The organism is Actinoplanes sp. NPDC051343 (assembly GCF_044455125.1).
Taxonomy (GTDB): Bacteria; Actinomycetota; Actinomycetes; order Mycobacteriales; family Micromonosporaceae; genus Actinoplanes.
Genome location: NZ_JBITEL010000004.1, coordinates 18,473 through 39,519, shown reverse-complemented (window position 1 = coordinate 39,519; position 21,047 = coordinate 18,473). Strand labels below are relative to the sequence as shown.

Below are 21,047 nucleotides of genomic sequence, written 5' to 3'. Positions count from 1 at the left end.
TTCAGATGCCGAGCAGATCGGCGATGTCCTTCACCAGGTCGACCGCGTCGTCCTGGATCGGCTCGCCGTTGCCCCAGCCGTAGGCCAGCAGCAACGCAACGAGCGGCACCACGACCATCACGACGATGCTCAGCAGAATCTGCAGGAAGCGCAGGAAACGCCGGGGACGCCGCGGCCGCTGGACCGGTTTCGGCTTGGCCGGCCGCGGCTGCTTGACCGTCTTCTGGTCCCTCTGCGGAGCTTTCCCGGACCCGGTCGCCTTGCCCTTACCCGTCGCCTGCGGCGACCGCTGCGCGGCGGGCGACATCGGCCGGGTCGCGGAGGCTTGCGCTTTCGGAGGTACGCCCGGGGACGCCAGAGTTCGCGGCGTGGGCACCGTGGCATCGGGGTCGGGCGTCCAATGACCGTGATCGGCGTCAGGCCACGGATCGACCGGCGGCTGCAGCCCGGTCGTGCCCGGAATGTGGGCCGGCACCATCGCCGCGGCCGTTTTGCTGGGCCGCCCCTCGGCGCGGCCGCTCGACACCAGCTTGAGCTCGGCGGTCGGCCCGGGCGCCGACGGTCCCGCGGCCAGCAGCGCCGCGTCGGCCAGGATGCTGCCCTCGGCGACCACCAGCTCGGGCTGCTCGATCACCACCGGGGCCTCGCCGAGCGCCCGGTGCAGCAGCGTCGCGACCAGCGGGATCCGGCTCGCCCCGCCGACCAGGAACACCCCGGCGAGCCGGCCCGGCGGCAGGTCGGCCCAGTTGAGCAGGCCCTTGGTGACCTGAACGGTCTGGTCGAGCACCGGGCGGGCCACCCGCTCCAGCTCGTCGCGCGTCAGGTGCGCCTCGGTGTCGAGCAGCGGCACCACGAAATCGGCCGCCTGGGCGCGGGACAGGCGCTCCTTGGCAATGCGGACGTCGTCCCACAGCTGGCGCTGGGCGCGGCGCTCCTCGACCGTCGACGGCTCCATCAGCCGCTGCCACTCCGGCGTGCGCAGGTGCTCGACGATCGCCGCGTCGACGTCGAGGCCGCCGATGTCGTCGCGGCCGTCGACCGCCATCACCTCGAAGCCTTCGGCGGTGCGGGCGACCACGCTCGCGTCGAAGGTGCCGGCGCCGAAGTCGTGCACCACCACGACCGAGCCGATCGGCACGTCACGGCCGAGCACCTCGGCGAAGTAGGTCGCGGCGGCGACCGGCTCGGCGACCAGGCGGGCACCCTCGAGCCCGGCCATCGCGGCCGCCTCGGCGAGCAGCGTGCGGCGGGCCGCACCCCAGGTCGCCGGGCAGGTGAGGGTCACGTCGGGTCGCACCGGGCCGACCGCGCGGTGCCACTCCTCGACCACCCGGGCCAGCACGGCAGCGATCAGGTCGATCACCGGGATCTCGTTCTCGCCGAGCAGCACCAGCCCGTCGTCGATGCGGCGCTTGGGGTTGGGCTCGAAGCGGGCCGGGTCGATGCGGGCGCTGTGCACCGCGTCGCGGCCGACGTTCAGCGTGCCGTTCGGTTCCGCATAGACCGCCGAGGGCAGCAGCGGCGAGCCGTCGACCAGGATCGGCCGCGCGCGCCCGTCCGGCCAGCGGGCCACCGCAACCGTGTTGGACGTGCCGAAGTCCACTCCGAGGGCGTGCCGTCTCGGCGGCTGCGGCCCGTGGCGGTCGATGGACATGATTCAGAGTCTAGGCGGTCCGGTCCGCTACACGATCTTCCAGCGGAGTCGGTAATAACGGCCGGGAAGACAGCGCACCATCCGGCCGTCGTCCGCCCGGGCCAGGGCGCCCCAGTGATCGCAGGGCCGACCGGCCGGCACGGTTCCGGGAGTGGGGCTGGCGCTTCCGCTCACGCCCAGGCCACCGCTGCCGCCCGTGCCGACACTCCCGCCCGTGCCAGCGGTGCCGGCGGGGCCTGCGCTCGGTGACGGCGTGGCCTTGGGCGAGGTCGCGGTGCCGCTTGACGGGGGTGTGAGGGCTAGCGGATCCGACGGGGCCGGACCGGCAGCACCGAACGGCGCCAGGGAGATCGGGGCGGGCCCCGGCGACTGAGCCGTTCCCGCCGACGTTTTCGCCGGATTCGCCGGGTCTACGGGAGCTTGCTCGGTGGTGTGCGCCCGTGCGCTCTCAGCCGGGCTGGTCGATGAGGGCTTTCGGAACGAGGGTTCTCTCGCCGGGGCGATCCAGGCCGGCGGGGCGGCCATCCGGTCGACGCCGGAAGCACCCGTGGCCGGACGGTCGCCGGGCCGGGTCAGCGTCATCCAGCCCACGATCGCGACCAGGAAGATCTGCCCGACGACGAGCGCGGCGGCCAGGCGCACGGTGCGCCGTGCCCCGATCGTCGCCGGAACCGCTTCCACATCGACGGACTTTATGACAGGGGATCGATCGAAGCGAGGTTCAACGCCCGGTAAATGTGGGCTTTCGCTTCTCGACGAACGCGGTGGTGCCCTCGATGCGGTCGTCGGTCGCGAACAGCCCGGCGAACAGCTGCGACTCCAGCGCCAGCCCGGAGGCGAGGTCGACGTTCAACCCGCCGTCGATCGCCTGCTTGGCCGCGCGCAGCGCCAGCGACGGCCCGGTGACGTACGGCTTGACCAACTGCACCGCCGTCTCGAACACCTCGGCGGCCGGCGCGACCCGGTCGGCCAGGCCGATGCGCAGCGCCTCCTCGGCGTCGACCATCCGTCCAGAGAAGATCAAGTCTTTGGCCCGGGCCGGGCCGATCAGCCGGGCCAGCCGCTGGGTGCCCCCGGCGCCCGGGATGATGCCCAGCTTGATCTCGGGCTGGCCGAGCTTGGCGTCGTCGGCCACCACCCGCCAGTCGCACGCCAGCGCCAGCTCGCAGCCACCGCCGAGCGCGTACCCGGTGATCGCGGCGACGACCGGCTTGGGGATGCGGGCCACGGCGTCGAAGGCGCCCGAGAGGGCGACCGCCCGGACCGCCATCTCCTGATAGCCGACAGCCGTGAACTCCGTGATGTCGGCCCCGGCCGCGAAGACCCGCTCGCCGCCGTAGACGATCACCGCCTTGATCGACTCATCGGTCGTGGCGGCGTTGGCGGCCTCCCGCAGCTCTTCCTGCACCTGCGTGCTGAGCGGGTTCATCGGCGGCCGGTCCAGCCGGATCGTCGCGATGCCGTCGGTGATCTCCAGCCGCACGAACTCGCCCACCCCGGTTTGGCCCACAGGGTCCTCCTTGACTCTCGGTTGGCCACAGCCTACGACGGGTATACACCAATATCGTGACGAGCTATTACCGCGACTCCGAGGTATGGATCACGTCATCCGGCGTACACATGAACGGCCAGGATGTGCCCCTGGCTGCCCTGATGCGGGTCTGGCACCGCCAGGGCGCACGCTCGTGGGGCACGGTGGCGGGCCGCGGCATGCTGGCCCTGGCCATCCTGGCGCCGCTCGCCATCGGCGGCCAGGGCATCGCGATCGGGCTGATCCTGCACGTGTCGGCCCCGATCACCGCCGCCCTCGTCGGCGGCGGCGTGCTGCTCGGCCTGGCCACGGTTCCGATCGCCGACCTGATCCTCGACCACGTCGACCGGTCGTACGACCGGGGCAGCCGCACCCTGCAGATCTGGGCCCGCACCCCGGCCGGCGAGATGCTGCTGCTGAGCACCCGCGACCGCGCCCGCTTCGGCCGCATCTACCGCGCACTGCAGCGCGCGCTGGAGCAGCCGGCCCGAGCCCCCGCTACGCTCGCGAAATGATCAAGCAGGCTCTCGGCCTGGCGGCGCTGCTGGGCGCTTCCGGCGCGCTGCATTTCGCCCGTCCGCGCCCGTACGACTCGATCGTGCCCCGCTCGCTACCGGGCTCCCGCCGCGCGTGGACCTACGCGAGCGGCGCCGTCGAGCTGGCCGTGGCCCTGGCGGTCGCGCATCCCCGCACGCGCCGGCTGGGCGGTCTGGCGGCGGCCGCCCTGTTCGTCGGCGTCTTCCCGGCCAACGTCAAGATGGCCGTCGACTGGCGCCATGCGCCGCCGGCCAGGCGGGCGATCGCCTACGGCCGGCTGCCGCTGCAGATCCCGCTGGTTCTCTGGGCCCGCAAAGTCAGCCGGGGTCAGGCCCCCGGGTCGGACGCGTAGAGGGCGTCGATCTCGTCACGGGTCGGCAGCGCGTTGGACGCGCCGACGTGGCGTACGCAGGCGGCCCCCGCCGCGTTCGCCCAGCGGACCGCCTCGACCAGCGGGCGCCCCTCACCCCAGGCCACCGAAAGAGCCCCGGTGAAGGCGTCGCCGGCCGCCGTCGTGTCGAGGACCTCGACCGGGAACGCCGGCACGACGGCGTCGGTGCCCGAACGGTCGGCGTAGCGCGAGCCGGAGCCGCTCAGCGTCAGGACGACCCGGGGCACCAGCGCCAGCAGCGCCGGCATGTCGATGTCGGAGCGGCCGCTGATCGTCGCCGCCTCGATCTCGTTGACGACCAGCAGGTCGACGTTGTCGAGCAGTTCCGGCGGAAGGGAGCGGGCCGGGGCGGCGTTGAGGATCGTGCGGGTGCCGGCCGCGCGGGCCGCCCGCATCGCCTCGGTCACCGTCTCGACCGGGATCTCGAGCTGGCAGACCAGCACGTCGGCCTCGGCGATCGCGCGGCGTTCGGACTCGGTCAGGCCGGTGAAGCTGGAGTTGGCGCCGGGTGCGACGACGATCGAGTTTTCTCCCGAGCGGTCGACCATGATCACGGCGACGCCGGAGGAGCCGTAGCTCGTGCGTACGCCGGAAGCGTCGACCCCCGCGGCCGTGAGTCTCGCGTTGATCGTGACGCCGAAGGCGTCGGAGCCGATGGCGCCGAGGAAGACCGTCTGCCCGCCGGCCCGCGCCGCCGCGATCGCCTGGTTGGCGCCCTTACCGCCGGGCGTCATCATGAAGTCGTCGCCGAGCACCGTCTCGCCGGGCAGCGGCAGGCGGGCGGACAGGCCGACCAGGTCCATGTTGGCGCTGCCGACGATGACCACGCGGGGAGCCATGCGCTCAGGCCGCCCGGGCCGTGTAGCGGTCGCCGAACCGGTCGACGACCAGCGGCAGGCCGAACGTCTTGGACAGGTTGCCGGCGGTCATGACCTCGCCGAGCGGACCGCCCGCCACGATCGTGCCTTCGCGCAGCAGCAGGCCGTGGGTGAAGCCGGGCGGGATCTCCTCGACGTGGTGGGTGACCAGCACCATCGCCGGTGCGTCGGGGTCGAGGGCCAGCTCGGTGAGGCGGGCCAGCAGGTCTTCGCGGCCGCCCAGGTCGAGGCCGGCGGTCGGCTCGTCGAGCAGCATCAGCTCGGGGTCGGTCATCAGCGCGCGGGCGATCTGGGTGCGCTTGCGCTCGCCCTCGGACAGGGTGCCGAACTCGCGGTCGACCAGCGCGCCCATGCCGAACTGCTCGAGCAGGCCCCGGGCGCGGGCCTCGTCCTGCGGGTCGTACGACTCGCGCCAGCGCCCGACCACCGACCAGGCGGCCGTGACCACCACGTCGAGCACGCGCTCGCCGGGCGGCACCTGATCGGCGAAGCGGCCGGTGGTGAGGCCGATGCGGGTGCGCAACTCGTTGACGTCGACCCGGCCGAGCCGTTCACCGAGCACCCAGGCCTGACCGCGGGACGGGTGCAGGCGGCCCGACGCGAGGTTGAGCAGGGTGGTCTTGCCGGCGCCGTTGGGGCCGAGGACCACCCATCGTTCGTCCAGCTCGACCTGCCAGGACAGGCTGCGGACCAGGAAGTTTGCGGAGCGGATCACGCTCACCCGGTCGAACGCGAGGACGGTGTCGTCGTCGGGCGGAAGAGTCGTCACGGTCGGCTCGAGCACGACTCCATCCAACCACGCGCGACGACGGCGATCCTCACGCGGTGGTCGAGCCGAAGACCTCGTCCCGTACGGCGTCGAGCGCGGTGTGCAGGGCGCCGTGCAGGACCGGCTCCGAGGCCACCTCGGTGATCACTACCTTGGGTGACACCAGGGTGATCGCCGCGACCTCGCGCTCGACCCGCTCGGCCAGCGACGGACCACCGGCCTGGCTGACCTCGCCGGCCAGCACGACCAGCGGCGGGTCGAGGACCACGCAGGTGGCGGCCACGCCGAGGGCGAGCTGGCCGGCCAGTTCGTCGAGGGCGGCCTCGCCGGCCTCTCCGGCGGCCACGGCGGCGTGGACGACGTCGGCCGCCTCGTTGCCGCGGAAGCCGTACTTCTTGCCGATCGCCTTGACCGCCTCGCCGCCGGCCACGCTCTGGAAGGCGCCCCGCATCGAGCCCTTGGCCGCCCGCTTGCCCGAGTTGCGCGGCACCTCGGCGCCGGCCACCGGCAGGTAGCCGATCTCGCCCGCGGCGCCGGTGCTGCCCTGGTGCAGCCGGCCGTCGATGACGCTGGCCAGGCCGACGCCGCGGCCGATCCAGATGAGCACGAAGTCGGTGACGCCGACCGCCGCGCCGATGCTCGACTCGGCGATCGCGGCCAGGTTGACGTCGTTGCCGAAGACGACCGGGGTGCTCAGATCGCGGCGCAGGTCGTCGAGGAGGCCGCGGTGCCAGCGCGGCAGGTCCCAGGCGAACGAGATCTCGCCGGTGCTGGGGTCGACCAGGCCGGGCGTGCCGAGGACGACGCGGCGCACGGACGACATCTCGGCGCCGGCCTCGGTCGCGGCCTGGACGACCACCCGGTGGACGACGCCGACCGGGTCGTCGGTGTCCCTGGTCGACTGCTCGACCTGGCCGATGATCGTGCCGGTGATGTCGGCGCAGGCGGCGACCACGCGTTCCGGGCCGACGTCGACGCCGATCACGTGGGCGCTGCCGGGGGTGACCGCGTAGAGCTGGGCGTTGGGCCCACGGCCGCCGGCCTGCTCGCCGACCCGGCGCACCAGGCCGCGTTCCTCGAGGCGCTCGACCAGCTGTGAGGCGGTCACCTTGCTGAGCCCGGTCAGCTCGCCGAGCTGGGCGCGGGTGAGCGGTCCTCGGGCGAGCAGCAACTCCAGCGCGGCGCGGTCGTTGAGTGCGCGCAGCAGCCGGGGTGTGCCCGGAAGGCGGGTGGCGGCCATAACTACGTCCCCTACTATTTAAGATTGTTTCCTATTATCGCGCTCCGATGTAGCCGCAGCGTAACGGTCGGCACCGTCGCCGTCCGCTCCGCGTTCAGTATCAATGAGCGATCAACAATCGCGTCACCCCACCGGAGAGACACCATGGCGATCGACCCGGGGCTTCGCCGCCTCGCCCTCGGCACCCTGCTGGCCGCCTTCCCCGGCGGCTCCGCGCCCGAGTGGGCCCTCGGCCTGCTCGCCGAGGGCCTGGCCGGGCACACCCTGTTCGGCACCAACGTCGTCGACGCGGCCCAGGTCGCCGGCCTGACGGCCCGGCTGCGGTCGGTACGCCCGGACGCGCTGATCGCGATCGACGAGGAGGGCGGCGACGTCACCCGCCTGGCCCACCGCACCGGCAGCCCCTATCCGGGCAACGCCGCGCTGGGCACGGTCGACGACCCCGAGCTCACCCGCGCGGTGTACGCGGCGATCGGCGGCGACCTGGCCGCGGCCGGCATCAACCTCGACCTGGCGCCGACCGTTGACGTCAACACGGCCGACGACAACCCGATCATCGGGACGCGGTCGTTCGGCAGCAACCCGATGCTGGTCACCCGGCACGCGGCGGCCGCGATCGAGGGCCTCCAGTCGGCCGGGGTCGCGGCCTGCGCCAAGCACTTCCCCGGGCACGGCGCCACGGTCACCGACTCGCACCTCGAGCTGCCGACCGTCGACGCCACGCTCGACCTGCTGCGCGAGCGGGACCTGCCGCCGTTCGCGGCGGTGGTGGCGGCCGGCTCGCAGGCGATCATGTCGGCCCACATCCGGGTGCCGTCGCTGACCGCCCAGGACCCGAGCACGTTCAGCAAGCGGGTGCTGATCGACCTGCTGCGCGGCGAGTACGGCTTCGGCGGCGCGATCGTCACGGATGCCCTCGAGATGAAGGGGGCGGCGGCCACCGCGGGCGGCATCGGTGCGGCAGCCGTACGCGCGTTGACCGCCGGAGCGGATCTGCTCTGCATCGGGGCCAAGGTCGACCTCGATCTGGTCGAGGCGATCATTTCGGAAATTTCCGGGGCGGTCGCGGACGGCCGGCTGCCGCTGGTGCGGCTGGAGGACGCGGTCGCGCGTACGGCAGAAATGGCGGCGTGGGCCGCAACGCCCCGCAGCCGGCCCGGCCCCGACGAGAGCCTGGGTCTGTCGGCGGCGCGCCGCGCCGTGCGGGTCGAGGGTTCGCTCGACGAGCTCGCCCGGCCGCTGGTCGTGCAGTTGGTGTCGGGGCACTCGATCGCCGAGGGCCGCGTGCCGTGGGGTCTCCGGCCGCACCTGGACGGAACCGAGCAGCTCGAGGTGGTGGCGGCCGAGGCGTCGGCGGAGGAGATCGTCGCGAAGGCCGGCGGCCGGCCGATCGTGGTGGTCGGCCGGCACACCCACCGGCTCCCGGCGAGCCGCGACCTGATCGAGGCCCTGGCCGCCGGGCATCCGGTCGGCGTGGTCGAGATGGGCTGGCCGTCGGTCTGGCGCCCGGCGAACGCCCGGGCGTTCGTCACCTCACACGGTGCGACCCTGGCCAACGGCCGGGCGGTGGCCGAGGTGCTCGGCATCGCGCGCTGATTATAACTTGAACGCGTTCAACAAGGGCCTCTATGCTGAGCCCGTGATGAGCCGGCACCGGCCGATCACGGGGCGACCGGTGCCGGCTCATCCAGGCGCGTCGGCGGACTACGGTGACGGGTGTGACGACAGCCGCCGCTGACCCCTCCGTCCCCCCGGAGAAACCGCGCCGGGCCCGGGGCGAGCAGACCCGGCAGGCCATCCTCGAGACGGCGCTGCGGTTGTTCCAGGAGCGGGGATACGCCGACACCACCATGCGGGCGATCGCCAAGGAGGCGGGGGTCGCGGTCGGAAACGCCTACTACTACTTCGACTCCAAGGAACACCTGATCCAGGGGTTCTACGACCGCAGCCAGGCCGAGGTGCGGGCCCGGGCCGACGAGATCATGGCGGCCGAGAGCGGCTTCGCCGACCGGCTGCGCGGGGTGCTGCACGCCGGCATCGACGTCAACGCGTCGTACCACGCGTTCGCGGCCACGTTCTTCAAGAGCGCGGCCGAGCCGACGTCGCCGCTGAGCCCGTTCTCCCGCGAGTCGTCACCGGCCCGCGAGGCGGCGATCGCGATGTTCCGCGACGTGGTCGACGGCTCGTCGGCCAAGCTCGACCCGGAGCTGCGCAAGGAGCTGCCGGAGCTGCTCTGGCTGGCCTACATGGGCGTGGTGCTGTTCTGGGTGCACGACCGGTCGCCCGACCAGCAGCGCACCCGGCGGCTCATCGACGGCGTGGTGCCGCTGATCGATCGGCTGGTGTCGCTCTCCCGGCTGCGGGTGCTGCGGCCGGCGCTGCGCCAGGTGCTGGCACTGATCGACAGCGTCCGCAGTGACTCTCCGTCATAACACGTCGCCGCTACACACCGTAACACAGTGAGGGAGTTTGGCGGCATTTGCTCCAATCCGCCGGAACTGTCGGGGAAAGTCCCCCACCCGAACGGCCATTTAGGTCACCCAGCGCTTCCGGGGCGGCCCGGCCGGCACGTAGCGTCATGTCCGTAGGTGGGTCTGGGGACGTCGCGGGGACTCGGCCTTCGGGACCAGTTCGAGCCTCCGCGGCGCAGACGGTGAGCCGGGCGCGACAGGACTTCGGGAGCAGTCCTGCGGCGCCCGGCTCACGCCGTCCCGGGCCGTGCAACGCTCGGCCGATGAGCTCGTACACGGGGGCGGCCTGGCTCGACGTGGCCCGCGCCGGCGATATCGAGGCGGTGCTCGCCGATCTGCGCACGGGCGAGCCGGCCGAGCCGACCACCCTGCGGGCCCGGGCCGGCGGTACGCGGATCGAGCTGCACAGCCGCGACAGCAGCAGCTCTCAGAACGCGGACTTGAAGCGCCTCAACCGCAGGCTGTTGAGCACGACGAAGATCGAGCTCAGCGCCATCGCGGCGCCGGCGATCATCGGGTTGAGCAGGCCGGCGGCGGCCAGCGGCAGGGCGGCCACGTTGTAGGCGAAGGCCCAGAACAGGTTCCCGCGGATGATCGCCAGGGTGCGGCGCGACAGCCGCACCGCATCGACCGCCGCGGTCAGATCGCCGCGCACCAGGGTCAGGTCGGACGCCTGGATCGCCACGTCGGTGCCCGCGCCCATCGCCAGCCCGAGGTCGGCCTGGGCCAGCGCCGCCGCGTCGTTCACGCCGTCGCCGACCATCGCGACCACGCTGCCCGACTCCTGCAACTGCTTCACCACGTCGACCTTGCCCGACGGCAGGACCCCGGCGATCACCTCGCCGATCCCGGCGTGCGACGCCACCTGCGAGGCCACCTCCAGGCGATCGCCGGTGACCATGATCGGGCGGAGGCCCAGCCGCTTCAACCCGGCGACTGCCGGGGCGCTGCTCTCGCGTACGGAATCCGCAAGCGCAACCCACCCCGCGGCCGCACCGTCGGTGCGGACCTCGACCCAGGTCGCCGCGAGGTCGCCCGGCACGGGCGCATCCGGCGTCGCCGCACCGACCGTGACCTCGATCTCCCCGACGCGGCCGCGCACGCCGACCCCGGCCGACGCCCGGAAGTCGGCGACCGCCGGAAGATCACCGGACGCGCGAGCCGCCGCCGCGATCGCCCGGCCGAGCGGGTGCTCGGAGGCCGCCTCGACCGCCCCGGCCAGCCGCAGCACCTGGGGCACGCCCCACCCGGGCGCCGGCACCACCCGGACCACCGTCATGTGCCCGGTCGTCACGGTGCCGGTTTTGTCGAGCAGAACCGTATCGATCCTGCGGGTGGATTCCAGGGCCTCGACGCCGCGGATCAGGATGCCCAGCTGCGCGCCGCGCCCGGTGCCGACCAGCAGCGCCGTCGGCGTGGCCAGCCCCAGCGCGCACGGGCAGGCGATGATCAGCACGGCCACGGCCGCCGATGCGCCGCCTCCGGTGCCGAGGTAGAAGCCGAGGGTGCCCAGGGCCAGGGCGATCACCGCGGGCACGAAGACGCCGGAGATCCGGTCGGCCAGACGCTGGACGGCGGCCTTGCCGTTCTGCGCCTCCTCGACCAGCCGGGCCATCTGGGCCAGCTGGGTGTCGGCGCCGACCCGGGCGGCCCGCACCAGCAGGCGACCGCCCGCGTTGACCGTCGCGCCGGTCACCGGATCGCCCGGCCGCACCTCGACCGGCACCGACTCGCCGGTCAGCAGGCTCGCGTCGATCGCCGACGCGCCGTCGGTGACCACGCCGTCGGTCGCGACCTTCTCCCCCGGCCGTACCACGAAGATCTCGTCGACCCGCAGGTCGGCGGCCGGGATCTGCTGCTCGGTGCCGTCGCGGAGCACGGTCACGGTCTTGGCGCCGAGCTCGAGCAGGGCCCGCAGGGCATCTCCGGCCCGGCGCTTGGCCCGCGCCTCCAGATAGCGCCCGGCCAGCAGGAACGTGGTCACGCCGGCGGCCGCCTCGAGATAGATCGCGTCGCCGTCCTGGGCGGTGAACGAGAACGGGTGGGTCATTCCGGGCATGCCGGCGTCGCCGAGGAAGAGCGCCCACAGCGACCAGCCGAAGGCGGCCAGTGTGCCCAGCGAGACCAGCGTGTCCATGGTGGCCGCGCCGTGGCGCAGGTTGACCGCGGCGGCACGGTGGAAGGGCCAGCCGCCGTAGACGACGACCGGGGCGGCCAGGGTGAGTGAGAGCCACTGCCAGTAGGTGAACTGCCAGGCCGGAACCATCGCCAGCACGACGACCGGGAGGCTGAGCAGGGCCGAGATCAGGAGGCGGTCCTTGAGCGTGTCCCTCTCCGTGGGCTTCTTCACCGCCGCCTGGTAGCCCGTCTTTTCCACCACCGCGACCAGGTCGTCGACGGTCACGCCGGCCGGGACCGTGGCGCGCGCCTTCTCGGTCGCATAGTTGACGGTCGCGGTGACGCCCTCGAGCCGGTTCAGCTTCTTCTCGATGCGGTTGGCGCACGCGGCGCACGTCATCCCGCCGATCTCGAGTTCAATCACGCGCTCCATGACCCTACCCTATACCCCTAGGGGGTAGGAGCGCCTGCGTCCCGGCGACGATCACCTCCAGTCCGTACTCGAAAGCGGCGTCCGGCTGCCGGTAACCGCCCGATCGGAACGCCTCGCGCAGCGTCGGCAGCCGCTTCAGCATCTCCAACTCCTGCGGGCTGGGCTGGGTGTGCAACGCCTGCTCCTGCAGCACGAACCCGTTCGCGTAGTCGGCGATCACCATGATCGTGCGCAGCGCCAGCACCGGCGTGAACCCCAGCCCGACCATGGCTTCGAGCTCACGCTCGAAACCTTCCATGGCATCCGGCGCCCGGCGGGCCGAGGTGATCAGCCGGGCGCCATCCCGGTGGGACAACAGCGATTTCCGGTACGCCCGAGCCCTGCGCCGCAACCACACCGGCCACGTCTCGTCGTTTTCGGGTGGTCCCATCCCGGCCGCCATGATGATGGCGGCCGCCATGCCCTCGAGCAGCTCCTGCTTGGTCTTGAAGTGCCAGTAGAGCGCCGGCGACTGCACCCCGAGCTCGGCGGCGAGGCGGCGGACGCTGAGCCCGTCGAGGCCGACCTCGTCGAGCAGCCGCAACCCGGTGTCGATCAGCAGTTCCCGCGAAAGGCCCTTCACGAGGCCAGCTTAGCAGTGCTAAGTTGCGCCTTAGCACTGCTAAGGAGGAGCCATGGAGAACCTGATCGTCGAAGGCAGCGGACGTTCGATCCTGGTCCTGCACGGGGGCATGGGCGACCTGTCAAGCTGGGAAAAGGTGACCGACCGCCTGCGGGACCGGTTCCGGGTGGCGCGGCTCTATCGGCGCCAATACCGGCTCGACGTGCCCCGCAAGGTGACGATGGCCGACGAGGTCGCCGAAGTGCTCGCGGCCGCATCGACACTCGACCGCCCGGTGCTGGTGGGGCACTCGTCCGGGGCCGTGCTGGCCCTCGAAGCGCTGGCGGCGTCGCCGGAGACGTTTTCGGCCGCCGTGCTCTACGAGCCGCCGCTGATCATCGACGACCGCCGCCTGGGAGACGGCACGCAGACCGCACAGCCCCAGCCCGCACAGCCGCAGACCACACAGCCGCAGACCGCACAGCCGCAGCCCTCGCAGAACGCACAGCCCCAGCCCTCGCAGACCGCACAGCCCCAGCCCTCGCAGACCACACAGCCCCAGCCCTCGCAGACCGCACAGCCGCAGCTCTCGGAGCCCACGCAGCCTCGCAGCGGCGACGGCCGCTTCGAGGGCAACGCTCAGCCCGAGAACGGCCGCGCCGCGCAGCCCGACACGCCACGGCCCGACACGCGGCAGCCCGGCGGCGGGAGCGCTGGCCGCCCGATTGAGCGGGCCCGCGCCGCACTCGCCGAGGGCCGCCCCGGCACCGCGTTCGCGATCTTCCTCGCCGAGGTGGCCGGCATCGGCGGCGTCGACGGCGTCGAGGTGGCGGCCATCGAGGCCACGGTCAACCGGAAGCCCGAGATCGCTCCGATCGTCGAACGCCAACTCGACGACAACGACGCGATCGACGCCCTGGGCAACCGCCTGGCCGCCTATTCCAAGATCGGCCTGCCGGTGCTGCTGCTCACCGGCGATCAGAGCCCGCTCCACCTGCAGGAGCGGTTGGGCGCCCTGCAGGCGGTGCTCCCGGACGCCCGGCGCGTGACGCTCCCGGGAGAGGGCCACAACGCCGAACGCTCAGCACCGGACCGCCTGGCCGAGATCATCGGCGAATTCGCCGAAATCTAGACGGCCGGCTGAGCAGCCGCCGCCGCCCCCACCCCGGCACTGGGTGGGAGCAAGTTGAGCACCCAGGTACGACATTTTCGCGCGGCCGTCCACAACCAGCCGCGAGCCGGTCAGGACGGGGCGGCCGACGTCTTGACCAGGGTGCGGATCTGGCGGAGCAGCACCGACAGCGCCGCCAGCTCGGCCGGGGTGTCGTCGACGTTGCCCATCGCGTTGGAGGCGCGCGCGATCGACGCCTTGTTGGTCTCCTCCCATTCCGAGACCCGCTCGTCGGCCGACGGTTGCGCCGGCGTCGACAGCAGGACCTCGGCGGTCAGGGCGGCCAGCGCGCCGTACAGGTCGTAGCGCAACGCCATCCGCGCCAGCGTCTGCCACCGGTCGCCCCGCGGCAGCTTGGAGATGTGCGACAGCAGCTGGTCGATCTGGAAGCGTTCCGACAGCACGAAGTAGACCTGGGCCACCTCGGCCGGTGGGCGTTCGGTCGAGCGGCCGGTCTCGAGCACGTCGAGCAACCCGAAACCGTAGTTGACCCAGGTCACCTTCTCGGCCAGCTCCATCGGCACGCCCTTGTCGACCAGCGTGGCCATGTGTTCGTCCATCGACCGCCGCTCGGGGCCGATCAGCACCGACGGCAGCTGCGGCAGCAGCTCGGAGATGCCCGGCTGCAGCTTGGCCGTCTCGGCGGCCACGTCGATCGGCGAGCGCCGGGTGGTGACCAGCCAGCGGACCGCCCGGTCGAGGAGGCGCCGCGACTCCAGGAAGACCAGCACCTGGGCGCTCGTCGGCACCCGGCTGTCGAGTGCCTCGGCGGCCGCCCAGATCCCCTCCAGGCCGTAGACGTCGCGCACCACCACGTAGGCCCGGATCACGTCGGCCGCCGAGGCGCCGCTCTCCTCCATCGCCCGGAAGACGAAGGAGGTGCCGCCGCGGTTGACGACCTCGTTGACCAGCGCGGTGGTGATGATCTCGCGGCGCAGCCGGTGGCCGGCCATCCGGACGGCGAACCTTTCCCGCAACGGCGTCGGGAAATAGCGCGCCATCACATCGTTGGTCCATGGTTCGTCGACGATCTGGTCGGCGAGGACCTCACGCTCCAGCGAGATTTTGACGTACGCGAGGAGCACCGCGAATTCAGGCGCGGACAGGCCGTCCCCGCTGTCCGAGCGGGTCTGGAGCTCGGCGTCGGTCGGGAGTGCCTCCAGTTCACGGTTGAGCTGGCCGCTCGACTCGAGCTCGTTGAGCATCCGCCGGTGGACCGGGAGCAGCGAGTGGGCCTGCGACCGGGCGGTGCCGAGTGCGAAGGCCTGTTCGTAGTTGTCCCGCAGAACCTGGGCCGCGACCTCGTCGGTCATGGATTCCAGCAGCTCGTCGCGTTCGGAGGTGGTCATTTCCCCGTCGGTCACCGCGCCGCCGAGCAGGATCTTGATGTTGACCTCGTGGTCGGAGCAGTCGACACCGGCCGTGTTGTCGATGAAGTCGGTGTAGATGCTGCCGCCCTTGAGGGCGAACTCGATGCGGCCGCGCTGGGTCAGGCCCAGGTTGCCGCCCTCGCCGACGACCCGGGCCCGCAGCTGGGCGCCGTTGACCCGGATCGCGTCGTTGGTCTTGTCGCCGACGTCGAGGTGGGATTCGCTTGCCGCCTTGACGTACGTGCCGATGCCGCCGTTGAACAGCAGGTCGACCGGTGCGAGCAGGATCGAGCGCATGAGCTCGGCCGGGCTCAGCGCGGTCGTGCCCGGCGGGAGCCCGAGCGCCTCGACGACCTGCGGCGTGATCGGGATCGACTTGGCTGTACGCGGGAAGACCCCGCCGCCCGCGCTGATCAGGGCGGTGTCGTAGTCGTCCCAGGAGGAGCGGGGCAGGTCGAACAGCCGCCGGCGTTCGACGAACGACCGGGCCGCGTCCGGGTCCGGGTCGAGGAAGATGTGCCGGTGGTCGAAGGCGGCCACCAGCCGGATGTGCTCGGAGAGCAGCATCCCGTTGCCGAACACGTCGCCCGACATGTCGCCGACACCGACGACGGTGAACTCTTCCTTCTGGGTGTCGAGGCCGAGGTCGCGGAAGTGCTTCTTGACCGACTCCCACGCGCCGCGGGCGGTGATGCCCATTTTCTTGTGGTCGTAGCCGGCCGAGCCGCCGCTGGCGAACGCGTCACCCAGCCAGAAGTCCTTGCCGACCGAGATCGCGTTGGCGGTGTCGCTGAACGTGGCCGTGCCCTTGTCGGCCGCCACCACCAGGTAGGGGTCGTCGCCGTCGTGCCGGACCACGTCACCCGGCGGGATGATCTTGCCGCCGTGGATGTTGTCGGTGACGTCGAGCAGCGCGGTGATGAACTGCTTGTAGCACTCCACCGCCTCGTCGCGGTCGCCCGGCTTCTGCTTGAGCACGAAGCCGCCCTTGGCGCCGACCGGCACGATCACCGCGTTCTTCACCATCTGCGCCTTGACCAGGCCCAGGATCTCGGTACGGAAGTCTTCCCGGCGGTCGGACCAGCGAAGTCCGCCGCGGGCGACGTCGCCGAACCGCAGGTGCACACCCTCGAAGCGCGGCGAATAGACGAAGATCTCGTACTTCGGGCGGGGCTGCGGCAGCTCGGGAATGGCCAGCGGGTCGAGCTTGAACGCCACGTACGACTTGGGACGGCCGTCGGCGCCGCGCTGGAAGAAGCTGGTGCGCAGGGTGGCCTGGATCAGCGTCAGATAGGACCGGAGAATGCGGTCCTGGTCGAGGCTGTCGACCCCGTCGAGCAGCTCGGTGATCCGCTCGGCGGTGTCGGCGGCCGCGCGGGTGCGCTCGTCCTCGCCGATCTGCAGGCGCGGCGAGAACCGGGTCTCGAAGAGCTCGACCAGGCTCCGGGCGATCTCCGGGTACGCCGTGAAGGTCGATTCGACGTAGACCTGGGAGAAGACGTTGCCGGCCTGGCGCAGATATTTCGCGTACGCCCGCAGCACCACCACCTGACGCCAGGTCAGACCGGCCCGCAGCACCAGTTCGTTGAAGCCGTCGACCTCGGCCTCGCCCCGCCACGCGGCCGCGAACGCGTTCTCCACCTGCGGCCGCACCTCGGACAGGTCGCGGTGCGCGGCCGGCGGTTCGAGACCGAAGTCGTACAGGTAGATCGTGCCGTCGCTGCGGCGGATCTCGTACGGCCGCTCGTCGACCACCTGCACCCCGAGCGAGTGCAGCACCGGCAGCACCGCCGAGAGCATCATCGGCTCGCCGTACCGGTAGACCTTGAACCGCACGTTGCGGGCGTCGGGCTCCGGTTCGCCGGTCACACCCCTCCGCCGCTTGCGGTAGAGGTGCATCTCGAGCTGGCCGGCCTCCTCGAGCAGCTCCAGCTTGGCGAGGTCCTGCATGCCCTCGTACGGTGTGTGGCCGTCCTTGTAGCTGTCGGGGTAGGCGCCCGCGTAGCGCGTGAACAGGTCGCGGGCCTGTTCCTCGCCCAGCTTGCGTTCGAGCACCAGCGAGAAGTCGTCGTCCCACATGCGGGTCGCGTCGGCCAGCATCTCGGCCAGCTGGTTGGGGTCGACCCGGCCCGGCGGGTCGGCCGGGTCGGTGCGCACGATGAAGTGGATGCGGGCGAGCATCCGCTCGGTGACCCGGGTGGTGTAGTCGACCCCGACGCCGTTCAGCTCGCGCAGCAGGATCTCCTGCATGCTCAGCCGGTTGACCGTGGTGAACCGGTCACGAGGCAGGTAGATCAGGCACGAGATGAACCGGCCGTACCCGTCCCGGCGCAGGAAAAGACGCAGCTGACGCCGGCCCGCCATGCGCAGCACACCGATGACGGCCTCGTAGAGGTCGTCGGTCTTGATCTGGAAGAGTTCGTCGCGGGGGTAGGTCTCGAGGATCTGCATCAGATCCTTGCCGCTGTGCCCGCGCGGGGAGAGACCCGAGCGGTCGAGCACCTCCATCACCTTGCGCTTGACCACCGGCAGCTCGCGCACGCTGGTGCGATAGGCGGAACTCGAGAAGAGGCCCAGGAAGCGCCGCTCGCCGATCACCTCGCCGTGGTCGTTGAAGAGCTTGACACCGATGTAGTCGAGGTAGGCCGAGCGATGCACGGTGGCCCGCGAGTTGGCCTTGGTGATCACGAGAAGCCGCTTCTCGAGAGCCCGCTGGTAGGCCTCGGTCGACATCGAGCTCAGCTGGCGCGGGGTGCTGTCGCCACGCAGGATGCCCAGCCCGCTGCCCGGCACCGCGTTCAGCACGTCGCCGTTGAGGCGGTATTCGCGGTAGCCGAGGAACGTGAAGTGGTCGTGGGCCAGCCACTTGAGCAGCTCGATCGAGTCGGTGACGTCCTTGTCGGGCACCGGCAGTTTGGTCTCCGACCCCCGGGCGGTGGCCAGCTCGTCGGCGATGACGACGGCCCGCTGGCGCATGCGCGGCCAGTCCTCGACCGCGTCGCGCACGTCGGTCAGCACCCGGCGGACCTCGTTGAGCAGCTGCTCGCGGGCCTCCGGGCGGCGGATCGGGTCGATCTCGATGCGGATCCAGCTCTCGACCAGGTCGCCCTCGATCGCGTCGTCCGGCTCGACGTCGGCGGCCAGCTCGCCGAGCGCGCCCAGCGGCTCGCGCCGCACCACGATCAGCGGGTGGACCAGCAGGTGCACCTGCAGCTGGTGGGCGGTGAGCAGGGCGATCACCGAGTCGACCAGGAACGGCATGTCGTCGGTGACGATCTGCACCACGGTGTGGCATTGGTCACCGGCCGGCGGCGTGATCGCCAGCTTCAGCTCGCCGGGCAGCCGGACCGCGGCCAGTTCGCGGTGCGCGACCGCCGCGTCGTACATCTCCTGGGCGGTGAAGCCGACCAGCTCCTCGTCCGGCGCGAAGCGCCAGAAACGGCTGACCAGCGATGCGGTGGCGTGGTCGCGGCCGGCCACCCCGACGGCCTGCGCAACCAGGCTCTCGGCATTGGGCAGCGGCTCGTCGAGGTCGCCCTCGTCGCCGGTGCCGAGATGGCCGGTCAGTGCTAACCCGGGGCCTGTTTCGGGATCGGTGATCAGATCAGAATCGGTCGCTGCCTCGTCGGCGACAGCCATGTCCTGGTGCTCCCCTCACCCACGACTCTGTGGGCTCGCATCTCTCACCCACAGCCTAGAACTTGCCCGCGGCGAACGATCACACGCGTGGTGTGCACGGGTCTTCTCCCCGCATTCGGGTGCACATGACGGGCTCAGGTTTACTACCGTGCCGGGAGTTGCCCGGCACTCGGGCCTGACGAAGGGGCGCCCCATGCATCGCTACGGCCGCCGCGCGGTCGCCGCGCTGGCCACGTTGACGCTCGCCGGCGGCGGGCTCGCCGCGTGCTCCAAGGACGCACCGGACGGCACGCTCAAGGCGTTTCTGAGCGGCTGGAAGGGCGGCGACCTGCACACGGTCGGCTTCGTCAGCGCCAGTGGCGCCAAGGTCGCCGACGCCGACGTGGTCAAGCAGCTTCAGGAACTCTCCGGCGGCCTGGCCAAACAGCCGCTGACGGTCACCGAGGCCGGCGACGCCAAGACCAAGGGCGACAACTCCTCGAGCCCGATCAAGCTCGACTGGACGCTGCCGGGCGGCACCCACTGGACGTACCCGAGCACGGTGCGGCTCACCAAGCACAACACCGACGGCTGGAAGGTGATCTGGGAACCGGCCATCGTGCACCCCCAACTCGCCTCCGGTGACAAGCTGGCCGTACGCCGGGTGGCCTCCCAGCGGGGCGGCATCCAGGACTCGAAGGGCGAGGCCATCGTCACCTCGCGTGACGTCGTGACCGTCGGCATCGAGCCGCAGAAAGTCACGAATTTGGCACAGTTGCAGAAGAGCCTCGACACCGCATTCAAGAAGATCGGCGTCGACATGGACTTTTCCGGCCTCAAGGACCGCGTGGACAACGCCAAGCCGGACGCCTTCGTCGAGCTGATCACTTTGCGACGCCCCGACTGGGACAAGATCAGCGACGACGTGGCGCTCGACGGCGTCATCTGGAACGAGGGCAAGAAGCCGCTCGCCCCGACCCGGGCCTTCGCACGGGCGCTCCTCGGCACCGCCGACGAGGCCACCGCCGAAGACCTGCAGAACAACAAGGACCTCGCCCAGGGCGACGTGGTCGGCCACGGCGGCATCCAGCAGAAGTACGACGACGCGCTCCGCGGTACCCCCGGCATCTCGGTGGTGATCGCCCAGCAGGCGCCGGACGGCAAGGTCAAGGACACCCCGCTCTTCACCACCCAGCCGGTCAACGGCAAGCCGATCAAGACCAGCCTCGACGTCGACACCCAGAACGCGGCCGACGCGGCCCTGACCGCCGAGAAGCAGCCGAGCTCGCTGGTCGCGATCCGGGTCAGCGACGGCGCCGTGCTGGCGGTCGCCAACGGGCCCGACGGCGGCACGGTCGACACCGCGCTCACCGGCGAGGTCCCGCCGGGTTCGACGTTCAAGACCATTACCGCGTACGGCGTCCTCGCCAACAAGATCGCCCAGCCCGACTCGACCGTCGCCTGCCCCAAGAACGCCACCATCGACGGCCACCAGTTCAAGAACTCGGGCGGCGAGGCGTTCGGTAACGTCCAGATGCACGTCGACTACGCCAAGTCGTGCAACACCGCGTTCATCGCCCTCGGCGGCAAACTGGGCGCCGACAAGTTCCACCAGGCGGCGAGCGCGCTCGGCCTGGGCACCCCGTGGGACATGGGCGTCAGCGCCTTCTCCGGCAAGGTCTCCCCGGCCGACACCCCGACCGAACTGGCCGCGGCCTCCTTCGGGCAGGGTAAGACGGTGGTCAGCCCGATCGCGATGGCGAGCGTGGCGGCGGCGGTCGCCCGCGGCCAGTTCAAGCAGCCCACCCTGGTTCTCGACCCGAAGCCGGCCAAGCCCGCCCCCGACGGTGCCCCGCTCGACGCGACGGCGGTCTCCCAGCTCCGGTCGATGATGCGCGAGGTGGTCACCGGCGGCACGGGCACGGCGCTGCGCACCGTGAAGGGCAAGCCGGTGTACGGCAAGACCGGCACCGCCGAATTCGACTCCAACTCCAAGGACACCCACTCCTGGTTCATCGGCTACCAGGGCGACATCGCCTTCGCCGCCATGGTCCAGAAGGGCGGCGCGGGCGCCGACGCCGCGGTCCCGATGATCGACCGCTTCCTCACCACCCTCAACAAGTAGTCAGCGTTTCCGTTGTCACCACCGCCGCCGAGGGACCGCTCGGTGCCCGTGCCATCGCGGGCACCGGCCGCCCTCGCGACCGCCCGGTCGTCCGCCGTGCACCCCGGGTTGACCAACATCAACCAGGCCAGGGACTCCGC

At 71.5% G+C, this 21,047-nt stretch carries 15 protein-coding genes; 6 read left to right on the top strand and 9 right to left on the bottom strand.

From position 1 onward, the window contains the following. Position 1 precedes the first annotated feature (1 nt). Genes ACIA5C_RS14270 through ACIA5C_RS14260 form a run of 3 tightly spaced genes read right to left on the bottom strand, consistent with a single transcriptional unit; the run spans position 2 to position 3,149 of the window. Entirely contained in the window at positions 2-1,654 is a 1,653-nt protein-coding gene (locus ACIA5C_RS14270) for an Hsp70 family protein (protein ID WP_396054437.1), read from the bottom strand. Positions 1,655-1,681: 27 nt separating this feature from the next. Further along, positions 1,682-2,335: a hypothetical protein gene (locus ACIA5C_RS14265; RefSeq protein ID WP_396054435.1), complete on the bottom strand. Its 654-nt coding sequence runs from the start codon at positions 2,333-2,335 to the stop codon at positions 1,682-1,684. Between the two features lie 40 nt (positions 2,336-2,375). Beyond that, positions 2,376-3,149 (bottom strand): enoyl-CoA hydratase/isomerase family protein, encoded by a 774-nt coding sequence (locus tag ACIA5C_RS14260; RefSeq protein WP_396055585.1) that lies wholly within the window; start codon positions 3,147-3,149, stop codon positions 2,376-2,378. A 71-nt stretch (positions 3,150-3,220) separates the two neighbouring features. On the opposite strand from ACIA5C_RS14260, the gene ACIA5C_RS14255 reads away from it, so the two are divergent. Both ACIA5C_RS14255 and ACIA5C_RS14250 read left to right on the top strand, forming a co-directional pair. Continuing rightward, on the top strand, positions 3,221-3,700 hold the full coding sequence (locus ACIA5C_RS14255; RefSeq protein WP_396054433.1) for a DUF6232 family protein: 480 nt from the start codon (positions 3,221-3,223) through the stop codon (positions 3,698-3,700). Next, positions 3,697-4,074, top strand: coding sequence for a MauE/DoxX family redox-associated membrane protein (locus ACIA5C_RS14250; protein WP_396054431.1), 378 nt, complete (start codon positions 3,697-3,699; stop codon positions 4,072-4,074). Before ACIA5C_RS14255 ends, ACIA5C_RS14250 begins: the two co-directional genes overlap by 4 nt. Here ACIA5C_RS14250 and ACIA5C_RS14245 read toward each other — a convergent pair. From ACIA5C_RS14245 to ACIA5C_RS14235, 3 genes are read right to left on the bottom strand one after another with little or no spacing between them, the layout of a single operon-like run. Then, positions 4,050-4,952 carry a ribokinase gene (locus ACIA5C_RS14245; RefSeq protein WP_396054429.1) on the bottom strand — a complete coding sequence of 301 codons (903 nt, stop codon included), beginning with the start codon at positions 4,950-4,952 and terminating at the stop codon, positions 4,050-4,052. The genes ACIA5C_RS14250 and ACIA5C_RS14245 overlap by 25 nt on opposite strands. A gap of 4 nt (positions 4,953-4,956) precedes the next feature. Then, positions 4,957-5,775, bottom strand: coding sequence for an ABC transporter ATP-binding protein (locus ACIA5C_RS14240; protein ID WP_396054427.1), 819 nt, complete (start codon positions 5,773-5,775; stop codon positions 4,957-4,959). A gap of 34 nt (positions 5,776-5,809) precedes the next feature. Further along, on the bottom strand, positions 5,810-7,000 hold the full coding sequence (locus tag ACIA5C_RS14235; protein WP_396054425.1) for an ROK family protein: 1,191 nt from the start codon (positions 6,998-7,000) through the stop codon (positions 5,810-5,812). Positions 7,001-7,144: 144 nt separating this feature from the next. On the opposite strand from ACIA5C_RS14235, the gene ACIA5C_RS14230 reads away from it, so the two are divergent. Further along, the gene (locus tag ACIA5C_RS14230; protein WP_396054423.1) at positions 7,145-8,596 is read left to right on the top strand and encodes a glycoside hydrolase family 3 protein; all 1,452 of its coding nucleotides are present in this window, start codon (positions 7,145-7,147) and stop codon (positions 8,594-8,596) included. 122 nt (positions 8,597-8,718) lie between these two features. Then, complete coding sequence (locus ACIA5C_RS14225) at positions 8,719-9,432, top strand: TetR/AcrR family transcriptional regulator (protein WP_396054421.1); 714 nt, start codon at positions 8,719-8,721, stop codon at positions 9,430-9,432. Positions 9,433-9,898: 466 nt separating this feature from the next. On the opposite strand, the gene ACIA5C_RS14220 is transcribed toward ACIA5C_RS14225, so the two are convergent. Together ACIA5C_RS14220 and ACIA5C_RS14215 are read right to left on the bottom strand one after the other, a co-directional pair. Beyond that, on the bottom strand, positions 9,899-12,022 hold the full coding sequence (locus tag ACIA5C_RS14220) for a heavy metal translocating P-type ATPase (RefSeq protein WP_396054419.1): 2,124 nt from the start codon (positions 12,020-12,022) through the stop codon (positions 9,899-9,901). 4 nt (positions 12,023-12,026) lie between these two features. Next, positions 12,027-12,644 (bottom strand): TetR/AcrR family transcriptional regulator C-terminal domain-containing protein, encoded by a 618-nt coding sequence (locus ACIA5C_RS14215; protein ID WP_396054417.1) that lies wholly within the window; start codon positions 12,642-12,644, stop codon positions 12,027-12,029. 52 nt (positions 12,645-12,696) lie between these two features. On the opposite strand from ACIA5C_RS14215, the gene ACIA5C_RS14210 reads away from it, so the two are divergent. Beyond that, on the top strand, positions 12,697-13,755 hold the full coding sequence (locus ACIA5C_RS14210) for an alpha/beta fold hydrolase (RefSeq protein ID WP_396054415.1): 1,059 nt from the start codon (positions 12,697-12,699) through the stop codon (positions 13,753-13,755). A gap of 110 nt (positions 13,756-13,865) precedes the next feature. Here ACIA5C_RS14210 and ACIA5C_RS14205 read toward each other — a convergent pair whose 3' ends face one another. After that, positions 13,866-18,803, bottom strand: coding sequence for an NAD-glutamate dehydrogenase (locus tag ACIA5C_RS14205; protein WP_396054413.1), 4,938 nt, complete (start codon positions 18,801-18,803; stop codon positions 13,866-13,868). 193 nt (positions 18,804-18,996) lie between these two features. Here ACIA5C_RS14205 and ACIA5C_RS14200 point away from each other — a divergent pair, with 193 nt between their 5' ends. Beyond that, the gene (locus tag ACIA5C_RS14200) at positions 18,997-20,907 is read left to right on the top strand and encodes a penicillin-binding transpeptidase domain-containing protein (RefSeq protein ID WP_396054411.1); all 1,911 of its coding nucleotides are present in this window, start codon (positions 18,997-18,999) and stop codon (positions 20,905-20,907) included. Positions 20,908-21,047: the final 140 nt, after the last annotated feature.